Here is a 19,345-nt window from a genome sequence, read left to right as displayed (position 1 = left end):
GCTCGCATCCCTGGCCGATCAGCGCCTTGAGGTCGACATCCGGGGCGATGTAGCCCCAGCGCCGGTCCTCGGTCAGGAACCACAGCTCGTGGCTCTGGAACGGGTAGGAGGCGAAATCCCGCCAGAACTTCATCAGCAGCGGGCTGTTCTCGACCTTGCGGCCGTCGCCGTAGTCGATGGTGCCGAGCGAGCGCGGCAGGATGTCGGCCGGGGGCACGTTGAACCACGCCCTCCGGCCGATGATCTGGGCCATTTCCTCCTTGTTCTCGGCCTTGTCGGCCCAGCGCTGGGCTTCCAGCACCGCCTGCAGCAGCGCCTCTGCCGCCTTCGGGTGGGCGTCGACCCAGTCGGCGCGCATGGCGAAGGTCTTCTCCGGATGGTCCTTCCATAGCTCGCCGGTGACGCAGGCGGAGTAGCCGATGCCCTGATGCACCAACTGGTCGTTCCACGGCTCGCCGACGCAGAAGGCCTGCATGTTGCCGACCTTCATGTTGGCGACCATCTGCGGCGGCGGCACCACGATGGTGCTGACGTCCTTGTTCGGGTCGATGCCCGCGGCCGCCAGCCAGTAGCGCATCCACAGGTCGTGGGTGCCGCCGGGGAAGGTGACGGCGCATTTCACCTCCTGCCCCTTGGCCTTCATGCCGGCGAAGGCAGCCTGCAGCGGCTTGGCGTCGACGGTGGCGCCGGCCAGCTCCTTGGCCACCGAGATGGCCTGGCCGTTGGTGTTCAGCCGGCACAGGATCTGCATCGGCAGGGGCTTGCCGGCGGTGATGCTGCCGAGCGTCATCAGGTAGGGCATCGGCGTCAGGATGTGGGCGCCGTCGATGCCGCCGCCGGCCGAGCCCAGCACCAGGTTGTCGCGGGTGGTGCCCCAGGAGGCCTGCTTGGCGACCGTCACCTCGGTGAGCCCGACCTGGTCGAACAGCCCCTTCTCCTTGGCGATGATCAGCGGCGTGGAATCGGTCAGGGCGATGAAGCCCAGCGTCGCCTTGGTCGTCTCCGGCCCCGCGGCCTGGGCGAAGGCGCCGGACGGGAAGGCGGTGCGGAGCGCGGCGATGGTCGCTGCCGCGCCGGTCAGCCGGGCAGTGCCCTGCAGCAGGCTGCGGCGGGTAAGGGTGGTGGTGCGGTCGCGTGCGGTCATGAATGCCCCCTTCGGTTCGGTCAGCCGCGTTGTGTCGCGACGGTTGCGGTGTTGCCGGCGGCGAGGCCGCCGGTGTCGAGCGCGGCGGAATCGAAGACCCGGCCGTCGCAGAAGCGGTCGGCGCCCAGCGCCACGTCGCCGGCCGGGTCGGCCAGCATCCAGGGGCCGTCATGCAGCCCCTCGGCCTTGCTGTCGGCCGCCGGCGCCGGGTAGCCGAGGTCCCAGGCGGCCTCGCGATAGAGATCCGGCCGGTAGACGGCGGCGGCCGTGGCGGCGATGTCGACGCCGTCCGGCAGGTCGCCCCAGCGCCGCAGCTGCGCCAGGAACCAGGCGGCGTGCGACCGCCAGGGCAGGCCGGCGGCGCGGCGGTGATAGGCGGGGCCGCGCGCCGGCAGCCCGTCGACCAGCAGCTCGCCCGGCCGGCCGATCAGCCCGGCGGCGATCGATGCGGCCGGGGCGTTCAGCACCTCCGGGGCCGCCAGCATCGCCACCGCCTCCGGCCGGTGCTGCGGCCGGTCCAGCCAGGCGGCGGCGCGGATCAGCGCGCGGATCAAGGCACGATGCGTGTCGGGCCGGGCCTCGGCCCAGGCGCGGGTGACGGCGAAGACCTTCTCCGGCGCGTTGTTCCAGATCCGCCAGCCGGTGGTGGCGGTGATACCGACACCCTGGTCGACCGCGACATCGCCCCAGGGCGCGCCGACGCAGAAGCCGTCGACCCGGCCGGCCGACAGATGCGCCACCATCTGCGGCGGCGGCACCACCACGATGCGCACGTCGCGCTGCGGATCGACGCCGCCCGCCGCCAGCCAATAGCGCAACTGGTCGTGATGGCTCGACACCGGGAAGACGATGGCGAATACCGGGGGCGGGGCGCTGGTCCGGCGCCGGGCGGCGACCACCGCCGCGACCGCCGTGGCCGAGCCGGCGGCCGCGCCCTCCGGATCCGCCGCCGCCATCTCCGCCGCCAGGGCGTTCGAGACGGTGACGGCGTTGCCGTTCAGGTTCAGCGACAGCCCGACCAGCATCGGCGTCTTCGGGCCGCTCAGCCCCAGCGAGATCGCCAGCGGCAGCGGCGCCAGCATATGGGCGCCGTCCAGCAGGCCGCAGACCAGCTTGTCGCGCAGGCTGGCCCAGCTGCTTTCGCGCGACAGCCGGACCGACAGCCCCTCCTCGCGGAAGAAGCCTTTCCGCTCCGCCACGATCAGCGGCGCGCAATCGGCCAGCGGCACGAAGCCGAGGGTCAGGTCTGTGCAGGGATTCGTCATCAGCCGCTCCAAAACGAAAAGGCGCCCGAGAGCCTGCGGAAGATCCGCAGTCCTCGGACGCCTTTGCCCGGTTCGAACGGCCCATCGTCGGACCGCTCAAGATATCGTCGGACGGACGCCATTGCCCGTCGTCACCCAAGGGATACGCAAACAGCGTGCCAGTTGCTGCGCTGCACGCTTCCGAAATCGGAGATGGAGCCTGGCTGCGGCTTCACGGGGCGAACGGTGATGGTACGGTCACGCTGCGCTGCGGTACGACTCTGCTCCGCTGTTGTGCAATGCATAAAAAAGCGGCGAAAGCAGGCGTGCCTAATCCTTGGCCAGCAGCTCGCTGATGCTGATCACCTGCTCGGCGATCTCGGCCAGGGGCCTGCCGCGGTCCATGGCCAGCTTGCGCAGGGCCTTGTAGGCCTCGTCCTCAGCCATGCCGCGCTGCTGCATCAGGATGCCCTTGGCGCGCTCGATCCGCTTGCGCTCGGCCAGGGTGGCGCGGGTCTTCTCCAGCTCGTCGCGCATCGCCTGGAAGGCCTGGAACCGGGCGATCGCGGCCTCCAGCACCGGCTTGACCCGGTGCGGGCTCAGGCCGTCGACGACATAGGCGCTGACCCCGGCGCGGATCGCCTCGCCGATCGCGGCATCGTCGCTCTGGTCGACGAACATCACGATCGGCTTCGGCCGCTCGCGGCTGACGCTGCGCATATGCTCCAGCGCGTCGCGGTTGGGCGCGTCGAGGTCGACGATAATCACGTCCGGCTCGATCTCCCGCACCCGCGCCAGCAGGTTCTCGGTGCCGCTGGCGGTGGTGACGGCGCCATGGCCGGCCGCGCTCAGGGCCGCCTCGACCAGGCGACGGCGTTCGGCGTTCTCATCGACCAGGAGGATGCGCAGGACCATTCGCGGGGCGGGTGTGGCAGATCGAACCCCGTCCCAGCAAGTTCCGGACCACAGTGCGAAAGCGGCTACCGGACAACCGCCTTCAGTGCCTGCAGCCAGGTCAAGGCGGCGGCGGCGCCGGCGTCGGGGACGCCGATGACGCGCTCGCCGAGATAGCTGGCCCGGCCGAGGCGCGGCAGCATCCGCGCCGTGGCGTCGGTGCCGGCGGCCGCCGCGGCGACACAGATGCCCCAGACCTCGGCCGGGGTCTTGCCGCTGGCGACGGCCGCCGAGAAAGCCTCCGTCGCTGGATGCAGCGCGTCCAGCATGGTCCGGTCGCCCGGCTTGGCGCCGCCCAGTTCGCCGATCGCCTGCACCGCGACGGTGAAGGCCTCGGCCCAGGCGGCGGGGGCGGGCACGGCCTCACCCGCCAGCCGCCGTGACGCCCGCAGCAGGGCGGTGGCGTAGAATGGGCCTGAGCTGCCGCCGATTGCTCGGCGCAGCGCATCGCCGACCGAGGCCAGCGCCTTTGCCGGATTGGTCCAGGCGGCGTCGGGCAGAGCGCGGATCGCGTCGGCCGCCCGCACCATGCTGGCACCCAGGTCGCCGTCGCCGGCGCGGGAGTCGAGATCCGTCAGATGCGCCTCGGCCTTCACCAGCGCATCCGCCACGGCCAGCCCGGCCTGCTTCAGCGTGGGGGCCAGCGGCGACGGCGCGGCGTCCGCCTGCGCTCCCGGCGCCGGCTCCGGCGCGTGGAGCCGGCGCTTCGGTCCGATCCGGCCGCCGCCCGGCCAGGCCGGGGCCTGGGCCGGCGCGTCCAGCAGTGCGATCCGCTCCTCGTCCAGCTTCAGCAGGCTCAGCGAGCAGCCGGGCATGTCCAGCGCGGTCAGGAAGTTGCCGGCCCAGGCGCGCTCGACCTGGATGCCGCGCCCGGCGAGATCGGCCAGAGCGGCGCGGGCGACGATCGACAGCTCCATCGGCGGCGTGGCGCCCAGGCCGTTGACCAGCAGGGCCACCCGGTCGCCGCGCCCGAGGCCGCGGTCGAAGACGATGGCCTCCAGCATCTCGGCCACCAGCGCGTCGGCCGGCTGCAGCGGGCCGCGCCGCACCCCGGCCTCGCCATGGATGCCCAGGCCCAGCTCGATCTCGGTGTCGCCCAGGGTGAAGCCGGGCTTGCCGGCGGTCGGCACGGTGCAGGCGCCCAGCGCCACGCCCATCGTGCCCAGGTCGGCGGCGGCGGCGCGGGCGATGACCGCGACCTCCGCCAGCGGCTTGCCGGCGGCGATGGCCGCGCCTGCCAGCTTGTGGATCAGCACGGTGCCGGCGATGCCGCGGCGCCGATCCTTTTCCACCGTGCCGCGCAGCGCCACGTCGTCGGCCACCACCACGATCTCGACCGGGATGCCCTCCTCCCGCGCCAGCTCGGCCGCCAGGCCGAAGTTCAGCCGGTCGCCGGTGTAGTTCTTGACCACCAGCACCGCGCCGGATGGACCGGAGGCGGCGCGGATGCCGGCCAGCACGGCATCGACGCTGGGAGAAGTGAAGACGTCGCCAGCGATCGCGCCCGCCAGCATGCCCTGGCCGACATAACCGGCATGGGCCGGCTCATGCCCGCTGCCGCCGCCGGACAGCAGGGCCACCGGGCGCGACGCCGGCACCGGCAGGTCGGCGCGGATCACCACCGCCTCCTCCTCCAGCAGCGCCAGGCCGGCATGCAGGTCGACGAATCCTTCCAGCATCTCGCGCAGGACGTGGCGCGGGTTGTTGATCAGCTTCTTCACGGCGGGCCTCGGTCAGGAGGGCGGGGATCGGGGAAGGAACGGATCAGCCTTCGTTTCGTTGCCAGACCTCGGCCAGCGCCGGATCGGCGCGCAGCCGGCCGGCGATCGCCGACAGCTTCGGGCATTCGGCGGCGAACCACTCGCTGCGTGGCCGCCAGCGATTCATCACCGCGACATAGACGTCGAGGGCCGAGCGGGTCTGGCCCAGGAACCAGGGGCTGCCGGCCGCCGCCTCCATCTGCCGCCACAGCACCTTGCGGTGCTCGTCGGTGGAGGCGCGCAGCTCGGTCTTGGCCTCGTCGCCCGAGACCCAGCGGCCGGGATCGTCGCCATAGGCCCAGGTCGGGTACAGCGCGGCGACGATGAACACCAGGTGGCGCAGGAAGGCGGGCCGGTCCGGATGGCCGGCGGGCGGTGCCAGCCCGGCCTGCGGCGCCACATCGGCCAGATGCAGCGTGATCGCCGCGCTTTCGGTCATCACCGTGCCGTCGGGCAGCACCAGCACCGGGACCTGGGTCAGCGGGTTCAGGCGCTGCAGCATCTCGCGGTCGGCCGGGTTCTCGTAGATGTCGACCGACTTGATGGTGAAGGGCACGCCGGCGAGGGTCAGCATGACCTCGCTGAGCGTCGAGCCGGTGCCGGGCGTGGCGTAGAGCGTGTACATCGATCCTCCCCATCGTCGCGCTCCGCACTCCTAACACGCGGCGGCGGCGTGCGGTATCGGCGCGAACGGGGTTGCGACCGCCGGTCCGACGCTGCTCATATGCATGTCACTAAACTGTAACAATCGGAGGCTCGGGATGATGCGGACCGGATGGGTTTCGGCCCTGGCGATGATGGCGGTGGCGGGTTCGGCCCACGCGCAGCAGGGGCCGGGCCCCGACGACAACCTCAACGCCGTGCTGTGGGACCAGACCTCGGTCGAGGCGCAGGCCAATGCGATCGGCGCCTATGCCCTGGCCCGGCTGCGGCTGGACGAGGCGCTGGCCGACCCGTCGCGCACCGCGGCGCCGGCGGAGCAGACCGGCGACTTCAGGAATTTCCCGCCGGCGGTGGTGCTGGATGTCGACGACACGGTGCTGAACACCTCGCCCTACCAGGCCCGCAACGTGGCCGAGGGCACGGGCTTCGACCCGAAGACGTGGACGGCCTACGTCAAGGCCAAGATCGACACCCCGATTCCCGGCGCGGTCGAGTTCACGCAATACGCGGCGTCCAAGGGCGTGAAGGTGTTCTACGTCACCAACCGGACCAAGGAGGAGGAGGGGCCGACGGTCGAGCACATGAAGGCGCTGGGCTTCCCGATGGGCGACAACGTCGACACCTTCCTCAGCGCCAAGGAGCAGCCGGACTGGGGCTCGGCCAAGGGCACGCGCCGCGCCGTCATCGCCAAGGACTACCGGATCCTGCTGCTGATCGGCGACAATTTCGGCGACTTCACCGACGCCTATAAGGGCACGGTGGAGGAGCGGCAGAAGGCGTTCGAGGCGGCGAAGGACCATTGGGGCCGCGACTGGATCGCGATCGCCAACCCGACCTACGGCTCCTTCGAATCGGCGCCGTACAAGGGCGACTACAAGCTGCCGACGGCGGAGCAGCGCAAGCTGAAGATCGAGGCGCTGACGCCCTGGAACGGGCAGTAGCCGGCTCTAAGGGATGTGGGCAGGGCCTCTTTTTGAGAATGCGCTGGTGTGAGTCGGCTGGCGGTGGTTTCGAGAACCGGCGCGCAGCGGACGTTATAGTCCGTGAGCACCGGAAGCGGAGAAACCGCCGTCAGACGGCCGCACCAGTAGCATTATCAAAGAGGCCCGTCAGAACCCGCCGCGGCCCTGGAATGGATGCCCGGTGATCAGCGAGACCAGATGCGCCGCCATCAGGATCACCACCAGCGCCGCCACCATCATCACCGGGATTACCGGGAACAGCCGCACCTCGCCCGGGGGCGGCTTGCGCCGGTCCATCACCAGCATGGCCGCCGTCACCGCCAGGGCGACGGCGAGGATGATTGAGGTGTTGGTCAGGTCGAGCTGCATCGTGGCTCCGCGGTAGCATCCCTGCGGCCGGGACGGAAGCAGGTTGCATCGGCGGCCACGATTGCCGATATCGGCGCGGGCGGAGAGTGACGGGACCGGGACGACCATGAAGCGCTTCTACAAGAATGTGGATGTGGTGCCGGCCGGCGGCGGCTTCGGCGTCACCCTCGACGGCAAGCCGATCAAGAGCCCGGCCAAGGCCGATTTCACCCTGCCCAGCCAGGCCCTGGCCGAGGCGATCGCCGCCGAATGGGATGCCCAGGCCGACGAGGTGGTGCCGTCGACGATGCCGCTGATGCAGCTGGCGGCGACGGCGATCGACAAGGTGGCGCCGAATCGGGAGGTGATCATCGACACCGTCGCCTCCTATGGCGGCACCGACCTGCTGTGCTACCGGGCCGAGGCGCCGGCCGCGCTGGCCGCGCGGCAGGCCGCCGCTTGGCAGCCGCTGCTCGACTGGGCGATGACGGCGCATGACGCGCCGCTGGCCGCGACCTCCGGCATCGTCCACCAGGCCCAGCCGGAATCGAGCCTGGCGGCGCTGCGCGCCGCGGTGGCGGCGCAGGACGACTGGCGGCTGACGGCGCTGCACCAGGCGACGGCGCTGACCGGCTCGCTGGTGCTCGGCCTGGCCCTGCTGGCCGGTCGGATCGACGCCGACGAGGCCTTCGAGCTGGCGGAGCTGGACGCCAGCTTCCAGATCGAGCGCTGGGGCGAGGATGCCGAGGCCACGGCCCGGCGTGCGGCGCTGCGGGCCGAGCTGCAGGCGGCGGCCCGGCTTATACAGCTGGCGGCCGCCTGACTGGCGTCCTCCGCTGGCCGATCTATGTGATCGGGATGAGAGGAGGAACGCGATGACCAGCGATGCCAAGCGACCCCGCATTGCCCGGATCTGGCGCGGCCGCACGACCCGGGCGCGGGCCGACGAATACGAGGCCTACAATTACGAGGTCGGGATCAGGCCCCTGATCGAGAAGGCGATGGGCGTGCAATGCCTGCGCGAGGACCGCGCCGACGAGACCGAGTTCGTCACCATCTCCTACTGGGAGAGCGTCGAGGCCATGGCGCGGTTCACCGGCAGCGACCCCACCGCGATCCACCATCTCGACCGCGACCCGGAGTTCCTGATCGAGCTGCCGGACCGGGTGCAGATCCTGCAGATCCGGCACGCGCATGGGGACATCGGCGGCGACGGACGGTGAGGCGGCGCCTCATCCCGCCTTCTTCAGCCGGGCCTCCACCAGCCGCGACCATAGCGTGGCGCCGACCGGCAGGATCTCGTCATTGAAGTCGTAGCGCGGATTGTGCACCGGCACGCTGCCGCGGCCATTGCCGATGAACAGGAAGGCGCCTGGCTTTTCGGCCAGCATGAAAGCGAAATCCTCCGACGCCATGACGATGTCGCCATCGTCCCGCACCGCGTCAGCGCCCAGCGCCTCCGCCGCCGTCTCGGCCGCCCAGGCGGTCTCGACGGCGTCGTTGATCACCGGGATGACCTTGATCAGCACCTTCGGGTCGGCCTTGCCGCCGAAGGCGGCGGCGACGTCGCGCGACATCGTCTCGATCCGCGTCTTCAGCGCCTCCAGCACCTCCATGCGCAGGGCGCGGAAGGTGCCGCGCAGCACGGCGGTGTCTGGGATCACGTTGTAGGCGTCGCCGGCATGGATCTGGGTGACGCTGATCACCGCGGCATCGAGGGCCGAGACATTGCGGGCCACCACGCTCTGCAGCGTCGTCACCACATGCGCCGCGATCAGCACCGGGTCGACACCCGTCTCCGGCAGCGCGCCATGGGCGCCGCGGCCGGTGATCTCGATGTCGAACACGCCGCCGCCGGACATGGTCGGGCCGGGGCGGACCATGACGTGGCCGGCGTCCAGCGTGTGGAAGTTGTGCATGCCGAACACGGCCTCGCAGGGGAACTGGTCGAACAGCCCGTCGGCGATCATCGCCTCCGCCCCGCCGCGGCCCTCCTCGGCCGGCTGGAAGATGAAATGCACCGTGCCGTCGAAGTTCCGGGTCGCCGCGAGGTAGCGGGCGGCGCCCAGCAGCATGGTGGTATGGCCGTCATGGCCGCAGGCATGCATGGTGTTGGAGGTCTGCGACCGGTGGCCGAAATCGTTGGCCTCCTGCATCGGCAGCGCGTCCATGTCGGCGCGCAGCGCGATCGCCTTGGGGTTGTTGCCGACGCGGAGGGTGCCGACCACGCCGGTCTTGCCGATGCCGGTCGCGACCTCACAGCCGAAGGCGCGCAGCCGCTCCGCCACCAGGGCGCTGGTGCGGTGCTCCTCGAAGCCCAGCTCGGGATGGGCGTGGATGTCCCGACGCCATTCGGTCAGCTCGTCGGCGAAGCCGGCGATCATCGGGTCGATCTTCATGGCTGGTCCTTCGCGGGAACGTCGGACGATATCAGGACCCAAGCCCTACCGTGCTGGCAAGCCCCGATCTCGCCCATCCTCCCGCCGCGTGCTATTGCAGGCGGATGACGCTTTGGCGGACAGCCGCGGGGAGAGAATGCGCGAGATCCTTGAGGTGCTCGAGAAGAAGCGCGCGGCGGCGCGGCTGGGCGGCGGCAGCAAGCGGGTCGAGGCCCAGCACGCCAAGGGCAAGCTGACGGCGCGCGAGCGGCTGGAGGTCTTCCTCGACCCCGGCTCCTTCGAGGAATGGGACATGTTCGTCGAGCACCGCTCGGCGGATTTCGGCATGGCCGAGCAGAAGGTGCCGGGCGATGGCGTGGTCACCGGCTTCGGCACCGTCGACGGCAAGCTGGTCTTCGTCTTCAGCCAGGATTTCACGGTGTTCGGCGGCTCGCTGTCCGAGGCGCATGCCGAGAAGATCTGCAAGGTCATGGACCAGGCGATGAAGGTCGGCGCGCCCGTCATCGGCCTCAACGATTCGGGCGGCGCCCGGATCCAGGAGGGCGTGGCCTCGCTCGGCGGCTATGCCGAGGTGTTCCAGCGCAATGTCCTGGCCTCGGGCGTGGTGCCGCAGATCTCGCTGATCATGGGCCCCTGCGCCGGCGGCGCCGTGTACTCCCCGGCGATGACCGACTTCATCTTCATGGTGAAGGACAGCTCCTACATGTTCGTCACCGGCCCGGACGTGGTGAAGACGGTGACGCATGAGGTGGTGTCGGCCGAGGATCTGGGTGGTGCCGTCACCCACACCGCGAAGTCCGGCGTCGCCGACCTGGCCTTCGAGGACGATGTCGAGGCGCTGCTGCGGCTGCGCGACTTCGTCGGATTCCTGCCGTCCTCGAACCGCGCCCCGGCGCCGATCCGCCCGACCGAGGACCCGGCCGACCGGCCGGAGATGTCACTGGACACACTGATCCCGGCCAACCCGAACAAGCCCTACGACATGAAGGAGCTGATCGGGAAGGTGGTGGACGAGGGCGATTTCTTCGAGCTGCAGCCCGCCTTTGCCGGCAACATCATCATCGGCCTGGGACGGATGCAGGGCCGCACCGTCGGCATCGTCGCCAACCAGCCGATGGTGCTGGCCGGGTGCCTGGACATCGATTCCAGCCGCAAGGCGGCGCGCTTCGTCCGCTTCTGCGACGCCTTCAACATCCCGATCGTCACCTTCGTCGACGTGCCGGGATTCCTGCCCGGCACCAGCCAGGAATACGGCGGCATCATCAAGCACGGCGCCAAGCTCCTGTTCGCCTATGCCGAGGCGACGGTGCCGAAGGTCACGGTGATCACCCGCAAAGCCTATGGCGGCGCCTACGACGTGATGGCGTCCAAGCACCTCCGCGGCGACGTCAACTACGCCTGGCCGACGGCCGAGATCGCGGTGATGGGGCCGAAGGGCGCGGTCGAGATCATCTTCCGCGCCGATCTCGGCGACGCCGAGAAGATTGCGGCGCGGACCGAGGAGTATCGCGAGAAGTTCGCCAACCCCTTCGTCGCCGCGGCGCGCGGCTATGTCGACGACGTGATCATGCCGCACAACACCCGCCGGCGGATCTGCAAGGCGCTGGCGATGCTGGCCAACAAGAGGCTCGAGAACCCCTGGAAGAAGCACGACAACCTGCCGTTGTAGGGCGCCTTTATTCCGCCACGCCGGGGTGGTGCCATCGCGGCCGGGAGAGACTTTGGCACCGAGACAGGTATGACTTCGCGTTTCCGCGCCCTGGCGGCCGTCCTGGCCGGGGCGCTTCTGCTGGCCGCCTGCGCCACCGAGGCCGGGTTCCGCAAGGGGCTGGACCAGCTGATCGGCCAGCCGAAGGACCAGCTGGTGGTGCGCTACGGCCCGCCGATCTATGAAAGCCGGACCGAGGACGGGCGGCGCTACGCCCAGTTCAACCTGTCCTATGTCGAGACCGGCGGCGGCTATACGAACAGCGTGCCCCGCACCGAGACCGTGCGCGGCACCTATCGCGACGACGACGGCGACAAGCACCGCTACAAGGAGACGCGGACGGTCTATGACCAGGAATACGTGCCGCCCTATGCGATCGAGCGGCGCTGCCTGACCACCTTCTATTTCAACGCCGCCAACCGTGTGGCCAGCTACGCCTATGCCGGCGAGGGCTGCGTCGCGCCGGAATAGCGGAGGCGTCTCTCTTTTCGGTTGTGCAATTTTTGCGTGTTGCAATTTTAAGAAATCTATTTATAGATCTGGCTATCGGTCATCCCAACCAAGGATCGACAGAGATGCCTCGTCCTCGACCGGGCCTTTCCCTTATCGGTGTGCTGCTGCTCGGTGCCTGTGCCGCGAGCCAGGACGACCTCGTCCGCGAAAAGCTGGACGGCTTCATCGGAATGCCCCGGGAGTCGCTGGTCGGCCTGTTCGGCAAGCCGAAGACCGACTCCGTTCGCAAGGACGGGCTCCGCCATCTCACTTTCATTCAATCCCGGCAGACGGAGAGTCCCGGCTACCACTCGTCAGCGTGGCAAACGCAGACCGTGAACGGCACGATTTTCGGCCGTGACGGATGGCTGCACAGCTACAACGAGACCGTCACCACCCCGGTCAACGGCGTGTGGAATCGGGCCCGGACCGACCATTGGTTCTGCAGGCTCAGCTTCGCCCTCGACGCCGGCGGGCGTGCCGTCTCCTATACCTATGACGACGCGCTCGACTGCTACTACGCACTGAGGCTGGACCTGTACCGGTAGTTCACGGCAGAGGCCGCAGCGCGAGGTCAAGGCCGAGCAGCAGCAGCCCCAGGAAGAACCAGCGCCGGAACGCCTCCGGCCGCACCCTGAGGCGCAGCCATTGCCCGGCGGCCATGCCGAGCAGCGCCGGGGCCAGCGCCAGCAGCGAGGCGCCGGCGGCGCTCAGCGGCAAAGCGCCGTCCCGCGCCAGGCCGGCAGCCAGCGCCAGGGTCGAGACGGTGAAGGACAGGCCCAGCGCCTGCACCAGGTCCTCCTTCTCCAGCCTTAGCGCCTGCAGGAACGGCACCGCGGGAATGACGAAGACCCCGGTGGCGGCGGTGACGAGGCCGGTGGCGGCGCCGACCGGGGCCGACCACCAGCGCTCCATCCGGGCCGGCACCGACAGGCGCGGCCCGGCCAGGCCGATCACGGCATAGAGCACCAGCGCCGCGCCGAGGGCGACGGTGGCGCGCCCGGCATCGGCGCCGGTCAGCAGGCCGGCCCCGGCCCAGGTGCCGAGGCAGATCCCGGCCATCATCGGCCACAGCCGGCGCAGCAGCCCGCCGAAGCGCGGCCCGGCGAAGAGCTGCCAGAGATTGGTTACCAGCGACGGCACCACCAGCAGCGCCGCCGCCTGGGCCGGCGCCATGGCCAGGCCCAGCAGCCCCATCGCCACGGTGGGCAGACCGAGCCCGACCATGCCCTTGACGAAGCCGGCGAGCAGGAAGGTGACGGCGGCGAGAAGGAGGAGCATCGGGTCGGTCATGGCCGAAGCTTGCTCGGGACGTGCTCCGGCGACAATATGGATCTCCCTGATCCAGCCTTCGGCCAGGACGAAGGCTGGGCCCGACCAGAAGGGCCCGCCCATGCGCTTCGACCTGACCGATCTGCGGCTGTTCCTGCATGTCGCCGAGGCCGGCAGCATCACCGCCGGGGCCGAACGGGCGGCGCTGGCCCTGGCCTCGGCCAGCGCCCGGATCCGCGGCATGGAGGCGGCGGCCGGGACGGCGCTGCTGCGGCGCGGCCGGCGCGGCGTGGTGCCGACCCCGGCCGGCGAGGCGATGCTGCACCACGCCCGGCTGGTGCTGCAGCAGATGGAGCGGATGCGCGGTGAGCTCGGCGACTACGCCCGCGGCCTCAAGGGCCATGTCCGCATCCTCGGCAACACTGCGGCAGTGACGGAATTCCTGCCCGAGCCTCTGGCCGAATGGCTCGCCGGTCATTCGCGCATCGACATCGACCTGGAGGAGCGGCCGAGCCACGCCATCGTCGCGGCGGTGGCCGCCGGCTTGGCCGATCTCGGCATCGTCGCGGACATGGCGGAGGGTGAGGGCATCGAGGGGCTGGAGCGCATCCCGTTCCGGGTCGACCGGCTCGTGCTGGCGGTGCCGCGCGGCCATCCGCTGGCGGCCCGTCGCCGCATCGCCTTCGCCGAGGCGCTCGGCGAGGATTTCGTCGGCCTCAGCCCCGGCAGCGCGCTGCAGGACCATCTCGCCCGCCATGCCGCCCGGGCCGGCCGGCCGCTCAAGCTGCGGGTCCGGCTCGGCGGCTTCGACGCGGTGTGCCGGATGGTGGAGCAGAGCGTCGGCCTGGCGGTGGTGCCGGAGACGGCGGCCCGGCGCTGCCGCCGCAGTATGGCGATCCGGGCGGTGCCGCTGTCCGACCCTTGGGCGCTGCGCCGGCTGTCGATCTGCGTCCGCTCGCTCGACGCCCTGCCGGCCCATGCGCGGCGGCTGGTGGAGCATCTGGCGAAGGACGCGCCGCCAGTGCCGTGAAGCCGGCCCCGCCACAAAGACATCAGGTTTCGAAGGCATTGGCGCCACATTGCCACGCTATCCGGCATCAGATGCCATGGGACGGGGGATGCCGTGCGTCGCCGGAGGATCACTGCCGCCTTGCCCTGGATCGGCGCCGCGCTGGTCGCCGCCTGCGGCGGCGCCGATCGGCAGGTCGATCGGCAGCTGGCGGGCTATGTCGGGACGACGCGCGCGGCGATCGAGGCGAGGTTCGGCAAGCCGCTCGGCGAGGAGCCGGGCGCCGCGGGCTCGTGGAGGCTGACCTTCTACGGCAGCAGCGCCGTCCATGTCGACGGCGCCTATGAGCAGGTGGAGCAGCGCACGCCCATCGACTGCTCGACCCGGCCGCGGCCGCCCTCCTGCCAGAAGGTCACGGTCAAGGACGGCAAGGACTATTACCAGTCCAACGAGACGGAGATCACCCACGTCAATGGCGACTACATCCCGGCGCATCTCGCCGTGTGGTGGTGCAGCGTCGTCTTCACCCTGAACCGGAGCGGGACGGTCACCGCTTACGAGTTCACGCCCTATTCCGCGGGCGAGAAGATCGACTGCAGCGCCGTGTCCTGGACCGTGTCCCGGCCGAAGCCGTGATCATGGCCGCCGGCGCGCCGTCAGCGTTCCGGCAGGGGCAGCCGCTCGGTCTCGTCCGGGATGGTGCCGAAGCGGCCCTCGCGCCAGTCCTCCTTGGCCTGCTCAATGCGCTCGCGGCTGCGGGCGACGAAGTTCCACCACAGCCTGCGCGGCCCGTCGAGCGGCTCGCCGCCGAACACCATCAGGCGGGTCTCCTCCAGCGCCTCGACCGCGACCGGGTCGCCGGGGCGCAGCACCAGCAGCTGCCGCGGCGGGAAGTCGTCGCCGCCGATCCGCACCCGGCCGGAGACGACATAGACCGCGCGCTCCTCATGCTCCGCCGGCAGCGGCAGCACCGCCCCGGCCTGCAGCGCCGCGTCGAGATAGAGGGTCTCGGAGAAGGTGGCGACCGGCGACCGCGCGCCATAGGCCGACCCGACGATCAGCCGCACGCTCTTGCCGGCATCCTCGATCACCGGCAGGTCGTCGATGCCGTGATGGGCGAAGCTGGGCGCCACCTCCTCGTGAGCGGCGGGCAGGGCCACCCAGGTCTGCACGCCGAACAGCGTCGACCCGGTGGCGCGCAACGCCGGCGGCGTGCGCTCGGAATGGGCGATGCCGCTGCCGGCGGTCATCCAGTTGACGTCGCCGGGGCGGATCAGCTGGCGGGTGCCCAGGCTGTCGCGATGGGTCTGCTCGCCGGCGAAGAGATAGGTCACGGTGGCCAGGCCGATATGCGGGTGCGGCGGCACGTCGATGCCGTCGCCGGCGCCGAACAGGGTCGGGCCGAACTCGTCGACGAAGACGAAAGGGCCGACCGACCGCTTCTGCATCGACGGCACGGCGCGCCGCACCTCGAAGCCGCCGATATCGGCGGTGCGCGGGATCACCACCGCCTCGATGAAGGGGCAGGGCGTCTCGCCGGCGGCGGGGTCGCGGGTCGGCTGCCAGCTCATCGTCTCGGGCTTCCTTCGATACCGGAAATCGCCGCCGGACGCCTATGGGCCGGACGCGGATGGACGGGCGCACGGTTCGACCGTACCCTTCGCTCCGGCATCAGCCAAGGGGAGACATGATGGCCGACACCACCCAGGACGCCGCGGCTGGGGCCGCCGGCGAGATCGTGATCTGGAAGATCCGCACCGCGCTGCGCGCGACGTTCTACATCTGGGTGCTGGCGATCGTGCTGGCGGTGCTGCTGGGCCTGGTCGGCGGGCCGCTGGCCGCGGTGCCGGTGGTGCTGGCCCTGGTCTGGACCGGCTGGCGCTGGCTGACCAGCTACGAGCTGACCAGCGAGCGGCTGATCATCCGCACCGGCCTGCTGGTGCGGAAGCGGGAGGAGGTGGAGCTGTTCCGGGTCCGCGACTTCTCGCTGTCGCGGCCGCTGCACTGGCTGGTGCTGGGGCTGGGCACGGTCGGCCTGACCACGCGCGACCAGTCGGCCCCGAACATCCTGATCGGCCCGATCGCAATGCCGGAGACGCGGCTGGACGAGCTGCGCAAGGCGACCGTGGCGCGGCAGAACCGGGTGCGGTTCCGCGAGGTCGAGGTGTCGTCGGCCGGCGACGAGCAGCATGGCGGTGACCATGGCGGCCATGGCGGCGGGGCGCTGCCGGGGTAGGAGACTCTCACTGGAGGGGCCGGGGCCACCCCTCACCCGGAAGTGAGATTCATGCCCGTGGCTTTTGAGATCGATTCGTCGGTCCCTTTCCCGTCATGGCGAGGTGCGAAGCACCGTGGCCATCCAGGGCTGGTGCCGCTGGATGGCCACGCCCCTTCGGGGCTCGCCATGACGGGTCGATATTTTCAGGCGGCCGGTATCACTCGTCGTTGAACGGCCCGATCATCAGCGGCTCGAGCTTGAACCAGTTGCCGAGCTGGCTGTAGGTCAGCTTCACCGGCTTCAGGTCCCAGTACACCTCCGACTTGGTCGGGCCGACGCACTGCATCTGGCCGGATTCGTTCTTCTCGCGCTTGCAGCCATCCTCGCTGTCGAGATAGTAGACCCGGCCATACAGCCCGGCCTGGTTCTGCTCGACCGTGCCGAAGAAGGCCTCGACATCGGCGTCGTTGTTCTCGCCGCCGAAGAAGGCCTCCTCGGGCTTCACCACCGGCTCGTTAAAGCGCAGGTTGTAGTCGTAATAGCCGGTGTAGTTGCGGCTCTGCCCCTTGGCGTCGGTGAAGTTGCCCTCCTCCTCGACATAGCGGATCGAGCCGGTGACCTTGTCGGTATAGGCCTGGTTGCCGATGGCATACTGGAAGGTGATGCCGGCGTTGTCGGTCAGCCAGTTGCCGAGCTCGTAGTCATAGTCGAGATTGCCGGACACCCGGGCCTGCGGTAGGAACGACAGCGGGCCCGGCGCCAGCACCAGCCCCTGGAAGGCCAGCGGGTCCGGGTTCTTCACCTGGATCGTCACCACCTTGCCGTTGACGGTGCGGGAATACAGCTTGTCCGCCGCCTTCGAGGCGCGGTTGATCTGCTCGCCCAGCTCCCACCAGCGGGTGACCTCGCGGCCCTGGACGATGCCGCCGAACTTGCCGCTGGACTGCTGGCCCTTGACGATGTCCAGGCGCAGATTGCCGGCCTCCGGCTGGTAGCGCCCGCCCTCGTCGATCGGGGTCTCGCCGCGCAGGATCGCCACCTCCTTGGCCACCTGGCTCGGATTCGCCGGGTTGTTGACGTCCATCCGCAGGCTGTAGGTGATGGTGTCCTCCGGCTTGCGCTGGGCCGAGCCGGCATAGGCCATCAGGTCCGCCACCGTCAGCGCCTCGATGGTGTAGACGTCGAGGCCGTTGGTGTTGCGGACGCTGCGCGAGTTGAAATCGATGGTCATGTGGCCGGTGACCTTGGCGCCGTCGGTCACGGTCTGCAGGCCGCGGCTGGTGCTCTGGGCCCAGGCCGGCGTCGTCGCCAGCAGGGCGGCGAGGGTCAGGGCGCTCGCGGTGGTGCGGTGGTTCATAATCTCCCCCTTTGAAACAACGCCGGGCGGGGCTGTCTTCGCCGCCTCTGTTCTGGCGTGCATATTGGGGCAGGCGACTCGGGGCAATTTGATGGCGATGCTGTTGCAGGGACGAGGCGATGTCCCGGGACTCGGGCTGGCGGTCCGGCCGATGCGCGACGACGCGGCGGAGGTCGCGGCGGTGGTGGCGCTGATCCGCGGCGCCTTCGCGGAGCATGTCGGCCGGCTCGACCCGCCGCCCGGCGCGATCGGGGAGACGGTGGAGAGCATCACGGCGCTGCTGGGCCGCGAGAGCGGGCTGGTGGCCGAGGCGGGCGGGGCCATGGTCGGCTGCCTGTTCCTGCAGCGGCGCGAGGGCGGCGATGTCTATGTCGGCCGGGTGGCGGTGGCCCGCGCCCATCGCGGCACCGGTGTCGGCCGGGCGCTGATGGCCGAGGCCGAGGCGGAGGCGCGGCGGCTGGGCGCGGCGCGGCTGACGCTCGGCGTCCGCCTGGCGCTGGACGGCAACCGCCGCTTCTTCGCCTCGCTCGGCTTTGTGGAGGGGGCTCTACATGCCCATCCGGGCTACGACCGGCCGACCTGGGTGGAGATGACGAAGGCGTTGGGGTGAGGGGAGTATGTCGCCTCCGGCGCATTCTTGCCGGCTCGTCGGTCACTGAAAGCAGCGCACCTCGGCTCGTGCAGGTTGATCAATCTGTCGTTAGGTAAGAGCTGACCACCGACATGGTCGTCCTGTCGATAAATACGACGGGCGCCCTTCCCATGACGATCACTAGCGGATCTGGCTGTCTAAATCTGTAAGCCACTGATATCGTTGAGCCTTCGTTCCGAATTTCCCTGGTAAATTGGTTGAGGTTGATCTTGGGATACTTTTCTTTCACATAAGAATCTGCTGAAACTATCAGTTTCTTGTAGTCGCTGAACTGAAGATCAGCCGCCGAACATGTGAGGCCAACAAAGAGTGCTATCAGGATGAGGCCCATTTTCTTAATGGCCATGGCATCGCCATTCCGCAGGGATGATCAGGCAAATTTACAACGCGGGAAACCTCCTCTCCAGGTGTTTCGGCGTTCGCTTCCCTCCCTTGCGGCTGATCGGGATCTCCCTGCCTCACCCCCGGAAGCTCCGGCGGAACTCGCGCGGGGTCATCGCCTTCAGCGCTCGGAACTGGCGGTTGAAGTTGGCGATGTTGGGGTAGCCGACCTCGTCGGCGACATGGGCGATCGGCCGGTCGCTGTTGATCAGCAGCGAGCAGGCCTGGCCGATGCGCAGCTGGGCGACGTAGCGCGACACCGTCAGCCGCGTGTGCCGGCGGAAGAAGCGGTGGAAGGCCGAGGGGCTGAGGCAGGCCAGGCCGGTCAGCGCCGCGATCGGGATCTCGTCGCGGTAGTTCGCGTGGATATGGTTCAGCACCCGGTCGATCCGCGCCTGCTCCGGCGCCGCCACGGCGGCCGGGCGCGGGGCCGGGGCGGCCAGGGAAACTCGGCCCTCATCCCGCGCCAGCATGGTCAGCACCTCGATCAGGCGCAGCAGCCGGCCGGCAGGGTCGAGCTCCGGCATCGCCTCGATCGCCGGCCGCACCGCGGCGGCGGCCGCGGCGGAGAAGGCCAGGCCGCGGGCGGCCTCGTCGAGGATGCGGGCGACCGGCCGCAGCTCGGCCAGCGATCCGACCAGCCGCGCCGCCCAGTCCGGCGAGAACCACATCACCAGGGCGATGTGCGGCCGGGCGGGGTCGATCCGCTCCTGCGAGCACCAGGTGTGCGGCAGGTTGGGGCCGACCAGCACCAGGTCGCCGTCGTCATAGGTCCCGAGATG

21 protein-coding genes are annotated in these 19,345 nt (G+C 70.0%); 10 read left to right on the top strand and 11 right to left on the bottom strand.

Features of this window, described 5'->3' with window-relative positions; translation table 11 throughout:
* The 5 genes from ABDW35_RS12250 to ABDW35_RS12230 all read right to left on the bottom strand — a co-directional run.
* The coding region (locus ABDW35_RS12250) for a CmpA/NrtA family ABC transporter substrate-binding protein (RefSeq protein WP_343714151.1) at nt 1-1,144 on the bottom strand (1,144 nt) is incomplete at its 3' end.
* Between the two features lie 20 nt (nt 1,145-1,164).
* Complete coding sequence (locus ABDW35_RS12245) at nt 1,165-2,409, bottom strand: CmpA/NrtA family ABC transporter substrate-binding protein (RefSeq protein ID WP_343714150.1); 1,245 nt, start codon at nt 2,407-2,409, stop codon at nt 1,165-1,167.
* 309 nt (nt 2,410-2,718) lie between these two features.
* Nucleotides 2,719-3,303 carry an ANTAR domain-containing protein gene (locus tag ABDW35_RS12240; protein ID WP_343714149.1) on the bottom strand — a complete coding sequence of 195 codons (585 nt, stop codon included), beginning with the start codon at nt 3,301-3,303 and terminating at the stop codon, nt 2,719-2,721.
* Nucleotides 3,304-3,368: 65 nt separating this feature from the next.
* Nucleotides 3,369-5,063, bottom strand: coding sequence for a dihydroxyacetone kinase family protein (locus tag ABDW35_RS12235; RefSeq protein WP_343714148.1), 1,695 nt, complete (start codon nt 5,061-5,063; stop codon nt 3,369-3,371).
* Nucleotides 5,064-5,106: 43 nt separating this feature from the next.
* Nucleotides 5,107-5,727, bottom strand: coding sequence for a glutathione S-transferase (locus ABDW35_RS12230; RefSeq protein WP_343714147.1), 621 nt, complete (start codon nt 5,725-5,727; stop codon nt 5,107-5,109).
* 136 nt (nt 5,728-5,863) lie between these two features.
* Here ABDW35_RS12230 and ABDW35_RS12225 point away from each other — a divergent pair, with 136 nt between their 5' ends.
* Nucleotides 5,864-6,706, top strand: coding sequence for an HAD family acid phosphatase (locus ABDW35_RS12225; RefSeq protein WP_343714146.1), 843 nt, complete (start codon nt 5,864-5,866; stop codon nt 6,704-6,706).
* Nucleotides 6,707-6,874: 168 nt separating this feature from the next.
* Here the strand turns inward: ABDW35_RS12225 and ABDW35_RS12220 are convergent, their stop codons facing one another.
* Complete coding sequence (locus ABDW35_RS12220; protein WP_343714145.1) at nt 6,875-7,096, bottom strand: hypothetical protein; 222 nt, start codon at nt 7,094-7,096, stop codon at nt 6,875-6,877.
* A gap of 106 nt (nt 7,097-7,202) precedes the next feature.
* On the opposite strand from ABDW35_RS12220, the gene ABDW35_RS12215 reads away from it, so the two are divergent.
* Nucleotides 7,203-7,898, top strand: coding sequence for an ATP12 family protein (locus tag ABDW35_RS12215; RefSeq protein WP_343714144.1), 696 nt, complete (start codon nt 7,203-7,205; stop codon nt 7,896-7,898).
* A gap of 52 nt (nt 7,899-7,950) precedes the next feature.
* A complete protein-coding gene (locus tag ABDW35_RS12210; protein WP_343714143.1) occupies nt 7,951-8,298 on the top strand; it encodes a hypothetical protein in 348 nt (115 codons plus the stop codon).
* 9 nt (nt 8,299-8,307) lie between these two features.
* On the opposite strand, the gene ABDW35_RS12205 is transcribed toward ABDW35_RS12210, so the two are convergent.
* A complete protein-coding gene (locus ABDW35_RS12205) occupies nt 8,308-9,474 on the bottom strand; it encodes a M20 aminoacylase family protein (RefSeq protein ID WP_343714142.1) in 1,167 nt (388 codons plus the stop codon).
* 136 nt (nt 9,475-9,610) lie between these two features.
* On the opposite strand from ABDW35_RS12205, the gene ABDW35_RS12200 reads away from it, so the two are divergent.
* From ABDW35_RS12200 to ABDW35_RS12190, 3 genes are all read left to right on the top strand, one after another.
* Nucleotides 9,611-11,143, top strand: a complete 1,533-nt coding sequence (locus ABDW35_RS12200; protein WP_343714141.1) for an acyl-CoA carboxylase subunit beta — start codon at nt 9,611-9,613, stop codon at nt 11,141-11,143.
* 69 nt (nt 11,144-11,212) lie between these two features.
* Entirely contained in the window at nt 11,213-11,653 is a 441-nt protein-coding gene (locus ABDW35_RS12195) for a hypothetical protein (protein WP_343714140.1), read from the top strand.
* Nucleotides 11,654-11,757: 104 nt separating this feature from the next.
* On the top strand, nt 11,758-12,222 hold the full coding sequence (locus ABDW35_RS12190; RefSeq protein WP_343714139.1) for a hypothetical protein: 465 nt from the start codon (nt 11,758-11,760) through the stop codon (nt 12,220-12,222).
* Nucleotide 12,223: 1 nt separating this feature from the next.
* On the opposite strand, the gene ABDW35_RS12185 is transcribed toward ABDW35_RS12190, so the two are convergent.
* Nucleotides 12,224-12,955: a sulfite exporter TauE/SafE family protein gene (locus ABDW35_RS12185; RefSeq protein ID WP_343714138.1), complete on the bottom strand. Its 732-nt coding sequence runs from the start codon at nt 12,953-12,955 to the stop codon at nt 12,224-12,226.
* Nucleotides 12,956-13,067: 112 nt separating this feature from the next.
* On the opposite strand from ABDW35_RS12185, the gene ABDW35_RS12180 reads away from it, so the two are divergent.
* Nucleotides 13,068-13,976, top strand: a complete 909-nt coding sequence (locus tag ABDW35_RS12180; RefSeq protein WP_343714137.1) for a LysR substrate-binding domain-containing protein — start codon at nt 13,068-13,070, stop codon at nt 13,974-13,976.
* Nucleotides 13,977-14,096: 120 nt separating this feature from the next.
* Nucleotides 14,097-14,591: a hypothetical protein gene (locus ABDW35_RS12175; RefSeq protein ID WP_343714136.1), complete on the top strand. Its 495-nt coding sequence runs from the start codon at nt 14,097-14,099 to the stop codon at nt 14,589-14,591.
* A gap of 20 nt (nt 14,592-14,611) precedes the next feature.
* Here ABDW35_RS12175 and ABDW35_RS12170 read toward each other — a convergent pair whose 3' ends face one another.
* Nucleotides 14,612-15,526 carry a pirin family protein gene (locus ABDW35_RS12170; protein WP_343714135.1) on the bottom strand — a complete coding sequence of 305 codons (915 nt, stop codon included), beginning with the start codon at nt 15,524-15,526 and terminating at the stop codon, nt 14,612-14,614.
* A gap of 119 nt (nt 15,527-15,645) precedes the next feature.
* Between ABDW35_RS12170 and ABDW35_RS12165 the strand changes: the two genes are divergently transcribed.
* Nucleotides 15,646-16,191, top strand: coding sequence for a PH domain-containing protein (locus tag ABDW35_RS12165; protein ID WP_343714134.1), 546 nt, complete (start codon nt 15,646-15,648; stop codon nt 16,189-16,191).
* 199 nt (nt 16,192-16,390) lie between these two features.
* On the opposite strand, the gene ABDW35_RS12160 is transcribed toward ABDW35_RS12165, so the two are convergent.
* Complete coding sequence (locus tag ABDW35_RS12160) at nt 16,391-17,530, bottom strand: hypothetical protein (protein ID WP_343714133.1); 1,140 nt, start codon at nt 17,528-17,530, stop codon at nt 16,391-16,393.
* A 91-nt stretch (nt 17,531-17,621) separates the two neighbouring features.
* Here ABDW35_RS12160 and ABDW35_RS12155 point away from each other — a divergent pair, with 91 nt between their 5' ends.
* A complete protein-coding gene (locus tag ABDW35_RS12155) occupies nt 17,622-18,140 on the top strand; it encodes a GNAT family N-acetyltransferase (protein ID WP_343714132.1) in 519 nt (172 codons plus the stop codon).
* Between the two features lie 500 nt (nt 18,141-18,640).
* Here ABDW35_RS12155 and ABDW35_RS12150 read toward each other — a convergent pair.
* Nucleotides 18,641-19,345: AraC family transcriptional regulator (locus tag ABDW35_RS12150; RefSeq protein ID WP_343714131.1), on the bottom strand; the 705-nt coding region annotated here is incomplete at its 5' end.

It is taken from the genome of Inquilinus sp. (assembly GCF_039594555.1).
Taxonomy (GTDB): Bacteria; Pseudomonadota; Alphaproteobacteria; order DSM-16000; family Inquilinaceae; genus Inquilinus.
This window is presented reverse-complemented; position numbering and strand designations above follow the sequence as displayed.

Bases quoted from the DNA above. Each gene is read 5' to 3' on its own strand.
- ABDW35_RS12245 (WP_343714150.1), bottom strand. From the start codon at position 2,409: ATGACGAATCCCTGCACAGACCTGACCCTCGGCTTCGTGCCGCTGGCC.
- ABDW35_RS12240 (WP_343714149.1), bottom strand. From the start codon at position 3,303: ATGGTCCTGCGCATCCTCCTGGTCGATGAGAACGCCGAACGCCGTCGC.
- ABDW35_RS12230 (WP_343714147.1), bottom strand. From the start codon at position 5,727: ATGTACACGCTCTACGCCACGCCCGGCACCGGCTCGACGCTCAGCGAG.
- ABDW35_RS12225 (WP_343714146.1), top strand. From the start codon at position 5,864: ATGATGCGGACCGGATGGGTTTCGGCCCTGGCGATGATGGCGGTGGCG.
- ABDW35_RS12220 (WP_343714145.1), bottom strand. From the start codon at position 7,096: ATGCAGCTCGACCTGACCAACACCTCAATCATCCTCGCCGTCGCCCTG.
- ABDW35_RS12215 (WP_343714144.1), top strand. From the start codon at position 7,203: ATGAAGCGCTTCTACAAGAATGTGGATGTGGTGCCGGCCGGCGGCGGC.
- ABDW35_RS12210 (WP_343714143.1), top strand. From the start codon at position 7,951: ATGACCAGCGATGCCAAGCGACCCCGCATTGCCCGGATCTGGCGCGGC.
- ABDW35_RS12205 (WP_343714142.1), bottom strand. From the start codon at position 9,474: ATGAAGATCGACCCGATGATCGCCGGCTTCGCCGACGAGCTGACCGAA.
- ABDW35_RS12200 (WP_343714141.1), top strand. From the start codon at position 9,611: ATGCGCGAGATCCTTGAGGTGCTCGAGAAGAAGCGCGCGGCGGCGCGG.
- ABDW35_RS12195 (WP_343714140.1), top strand. From the start codon at position 11,213: ATGACTTCGCGTTTCCGCGCCCTGGCGGCCGTCCTGGCCGGGGCGCTT.
- ABDW35_RS12190 (WP_343714139.1), top strand. From the start codon at position 11,758: ATGCCTCGTCCTCGACCGGGCCTTTCCCTTATCGGTGTGCTGCTGCTC.
- ABDW35_RS12185 (WP_343714138.1), bottom strand. From the start codon at position 12,955: ATGCTCCTCCTTCTCGCCGCCGTCACCTTCCTGCTCGCCGGCTTCGTC.
- ABDW35_RS12180 (WP_343714137.1), top strand. From the start codon at position 13,068: ATGCGCTTCGACCTGACCGATCTGCGGCTGTTCCTGCATGTCGCCGAG.
- ABDW35_RS12170 (WP_343714135.1), bottom strand. From the start codon at position 15,526: ATGAGCTGGCAGCCGACCCGCGACCCCGCCGCCGGCGAGACGCCCTGC.
- ABDW35_RS12165 (WP_343714134.1), top strand. From the start codon at position 15,646: ATGGCCGACACCACCCAGGACGCCGCGGCTGGGGCCGCCGGCGAGATC.
- ABDW35_RS12160 (WP_343714133.1), bottom strand. From the start codon at position 17,530: ATGAACCACCGCACCACCGCGAGCGCCCTGACCCTCGCCGCCCTGCTG.
- ABDW35_RS12155 (WP_343714132.1), top strand. From the start codon at position 17,622: ATGGCGATGCTGTTGCAGGGACGAGGCGATGTCCCGGGACTCGGGCTG.